This window comes from Nitrospira sp. BLG_2, from assembly GCF_049222245.1.
In genome coordinates, this window is the sequence record NZ_JBLYIG010000683.1 from 1 (window position 1) to 4,067 (window position 4,067).

Annotated in this window: 2 protein-coding genes and 1 pseudogene; 2 read left to right on the plus strand and 1 reads right to left on the minus strand. The window is 59.7% G+C overall.

Going from position 1 to position 4,067, the window contains the following annotated elements; translation table 11 throughout:
* Together ACOSYY_RS18040 and ACOSYY_RS18045 are read left to right on the plus strand one after the other, a co-directional pair.
* The coding region (locus tag ACOSYY_RS18040) for an MGH1-like glycoside hydrolase domain-containing protein (protein ID WP_421664230.1) at positions 1-2,239 on the plus strand (2,239 nt) is incomplete at its 5' end.
* A gap of 59 nt (positions 2,240-2,298) precedes the next feature.
* A pseudogene (locus ACOSYY_RS18045) lies at positions 2,299-2,432 on the plus strand (IS1595 family transposase); the annotation flags it as partial.
* Between the two features lie 44 nt (positions 2,433-2,476).
* On the opposite strand, the gene ACOSYY_RS18050 reads toward ACOSYY_RS18045, so the two are convergent.
* Positions 2,477-4,057, minus strand: a complete 1,581-nt coding sequence (locus tag ACOSYY_RS18050; protein WP_526023347.1) for an FAD-dependent oxidoreductase — start codon at positions 4,055-4,057, stop codon at positions 2,477-2,479.
* Positions 4,058-4,067: the final 10 nt, after the last annotated feature.

A 4,067-nucleotide genomic window follows, 5' to 3' on the forward strand; every position in this document is an offset into this window, starting at 1 on the left:
CGAGCCGGAATTCGAGCTGGCGGACACCGGCGTTTTCGAGAACCATCGTTATTTTGATGTCCTCATTGAATATGCCAAAGGCTCGCCCGAGGATATCCTGATCCGCATTACGGTCACTAATCGGGGGCCTGACACGGCGGCTCTACATCTGCTTCCCACCCTTTGGTTTCGCAATACGTGGGCCTGGGGCCGAACAGGAGAGGGGTACTGGCCGAAACCCATCATCACGCGAGTCGCTGCAGGGACCTTGGCGGCCCGGCACACCTCGCTCGGATCCTATCGTTTCCAGGTCGAGCCACTCGCCGACGGGCCGACGGAATTTTTGTTTACAGAGAACGAAACCAATTTTCAGCGGCTCTACAATGTTCCGAATGCCGGTCCTTTTGTGAAGGATGGGATTGATGACTTCCTCATTTCCGGCCGAGGCGAAGCGATCAATTCCCAAGAAAACGGCACGAAGGCGGCGGCTTCGTGCCGTGTGCAGCTCAATGCCGGGGAGCAGGTGATCGTCCGATGCCGGTTGGTTGCGGAATCCGAGGTCTCAACCCGGCCGTTTGGACCGGCGTTCGATCGTCTTATCGAGGCGCGCGCGCGGGAAGCGGACGAGTTCTATGCCGCGAGAATTCCTGCAGCGCTGTCACAAGAAGAACGGCACATTGCACGACTGGCCTATGCCGGGCTTCTCTGGTCCAAGCAGTTCTATCACTACGTCGTCAAAGATTGGCTGGAGGGGGATCCGGCCCAACCCACGCCGCCCTCCGAGCGCCGGGCGGGACGCAACCATGACTGGGGCCACCTCTACAACCGAGATGTCCTCTCCATGCCCGACAAATGGGAGTATCCCTGGTATGCCGCATGGGACTTGGCCTTCCATATGATTCCATTCGCCACGATCGATCCCTATTTTGCGAAGGAGCAATTGGTCTTGCTGTTGCGCGAATGGTATTTGCATCCCAACGGGCAGATGCCGGCCTACGAGTTTGCGTTCTCGGATGTTAATCCTCCCGTGCATGCCTGGGCCTGTTGGCGGGTCTACAAGATGACCGGACCGAAGGACAAACGAGATCGGAGGTTCCTGGCAAGCAGTTTTCAGAAACTCCTGCTGAACTTCACCTGGTGGGTGAACCGGAAAGACTTGGAGGGAAGACATCTCTTTTCCGGCGGGTTTCTCGGTCTCGACAACATCGGGGTGTTCGATCGTTCCAAGCCCTTGCCGACCGGCGGTCATATCGAGCAGGCCGACGGGACGGCCTGGATGGCTTTTTTCTGCGCGACGATGTTGAGCATGGCGTTGGAGCTGGCGAAAGACGATCCGGTCTATGAGGACATGGCCTCCAAATTCTTCGAGCACTTCGTGGCGATCGTGGACGCTATGAATACACTCGGCGGAACCGGTCTCTGGGACGACACCGACGGCTTCTATTACGACCAGCTTCATGTGCAGGGCCGGACCATTCCGTTGAAGATTCGGTCCTTGGTCGGGATCATTCCCTTGTTCGCCGCCGAAGTGCTGGACGAAGAGCGGATCGCGCAGCTGCCTGGGTTCACGAAACGCATGCACTGGTTTCTAAAGAATCGGTCCGATCTCGCGCGTCATGTTGCCTACTATGCCGAATGTCCGGTGAGTGACGCCAGAACCGGCGCCCATCCGCCCCGCCTGCTGGCTATTCCGTCACGCGACCGCCTTGAGCGCGTCCTCCGCTATCTGCTCGACGAAGAGGAATTCCTTTCGCCCTATGGGATCCGATCCGTGTCACGCATTCACCGGGATCATCCCTATGTCTTTAGGGTCGGCGGGGAGGTACATTCTGTGCAGTATGTGCCGGGTGAATCGACAAGCGGGCTGTTCGGCGGGAATTCGAACTGGCGGGGCCCTGTCTGGTTCCCGGTGAATTATCTCTTGATCGAAGCATTGGAACGGTACCACTACTTCTACGGCGACACGCTCCGAGTGGAGTGCCCACGAGGATCGGGACGGCGCCTCAATCTCAAACAAGTGGCCAATCAGCTTACCCTCCGACTCACTCGACTTTTCTTACGGGACTCCGATGGGCAGCGTCCCTGTTTCGGGGAAGATTCCCGATTCGCGAGAGATCCCGACTGGCGCGAGCTCGTCCTCTTCCATGAATATTTTCATGGCGAAACCGGCAAAGGCCTCGGAGCGAGCCATCAGACCGGCTGGACCGCACTGGTGACCCGCTGTTTCGAGACGCTTGCGCAGGTGCGCGAAAAAGGCTGACTGGAAAAAGGTGGCTTGATCTCGGCAAGTGGGGGGATCCGGGGGGCGTGGAGCGGGGACGCTTCAACGGCATTCCCAAGGACAGCTTTACTGGTTTCTCAAAGAGTGTGACTGGCGGTTCAATGGTGGCGGCCATGCTGCCTTGTTACATCAGCTCAAAGCGCGGTATCGGGCTGCCATTAATCGCTCTTAGCCACCTCAGCCCCTTATTAAATAAGGTATTGCACCGTCGGTGGCTCAAGCCGATCCTGTCCGAACTGAAGCTTCCATAGCCGCTTCAACCTTCAGGCTCTGAAGATCGCGCGAGATGGTCGCGACCGCAAGGGTCCGCCCCGCCAGTTTGTATGTGACGGCACAGTCTTGGGCTTCCACGCTTCCATCAATCTCAACCGCGTCCCATTTTTCCGCATGGCCGACATAGTTGATGGAAACGCCGTATTGCTGTGTCCAAAAGAAGGGCACGGCATTGAATCGCTCCCTGCGCCCCAAGATGTTGCGTGCCGCGACCTGACCCTGGCGTTCCGCGACGACCCAATGCTCGATGCGAACGAGCCCTCCGGAATGGGGGTCTGGCCAACGGGCGATGTCGCCCGCTGCAAAGATGCCCGGCGCGCTGGTTTGGAGATATTCGTCGACCAGCACACCGCGATCCGTTTTCAATCCGGCTTGCTCGGCAAGCGCGAGCGACGGCCGCACGCCGACTCCCAAGATGAACAGATCGGCTTCGATCGCTTCGCCGCCGCTCAGTGTTGCTTTGCGCCCGTCGACCCGAGCGACCGTTTCGCCCAAGTGAAAGACCACGCCGTTGGTCTCGTGAAGGCCGCGAATAAACCGGCCGACCTCCTTGCCCATCACCCGCTCGAGCGGCTGCTGCTCAGGGGCGACCACGTGGACGGCCACGCCTCGTGTGCGCAGGGATGCGGCGACTTCGAGTCCGATGAAACTTGCGCCGATGATGAGGACTTGTTTCGCGGACGCGGCCTTTTCGGACAGGGCCCGGCTATCGGCGAACGTGCGAAGGTAGTGGAGCTGAGCGTCGGATGCGCCGGGAATGGATAATGTGACGGGTTCGGCCCCGGTCGCGAGTAAGAGGGCGTCGAACTGGAAAGACCTGCCGTTGTCGAGCCGAAGAGATTTGCGTGTTGCGTCCAGCGATGCGACGCGTGAATTGAGAAGGAGATCGATGCGGCGCTCGCTGTAAAAATCCGGCGGTCGCAATGGAATCCAATCCTCCTGGGCGGTGCCGGCGAGATAGTCTTTGGACAGATTCGGGCGGTCGTACGGAGCCGCATCGTCGGCGCTTATGATGGTGACACGTCCTTCGTACGCTTCACGCCGGAGCATCTCTGCCGCGGCGAAGCCGGCGGCGCCTCCGCCGACGATCACGACCGAGGCGGGCGCTTGTTGCGGGGAAACGGTTGCCCGCTCCCGACCTGGTGCGGACAGCTTTTCCCGCACAAATACGGTTTCGCCGATTCGTTCGACACGCCAGCATGGAATGGCATCGAACGCGGGCGCACGCAATGCCTCTCCCGTACGAAGACTGAAACAGGCGTGATGCCATGGGCAGCGCAACTCGTCGCCAAGCAGCAATCCTTCAACGAGCGGCCCGCTGTAGTGCGAGCACGTGGCTCCGACCGCGAAGAATTCATCTCCGCGGCGCGCGAGGATCACGTCCTCCTGGCCGATGTGTCCCAGAAGCATTCCTCCGTCGGAAAGACGATCTGTCGAGACTCCCTTGCTGAAATCCGGCCCGCTCCCGACCTGGTGCGGACAGCTTTTCCCGCACAAATACGGTTTCGCCGATTCGTTCGACACGCCAGCATGG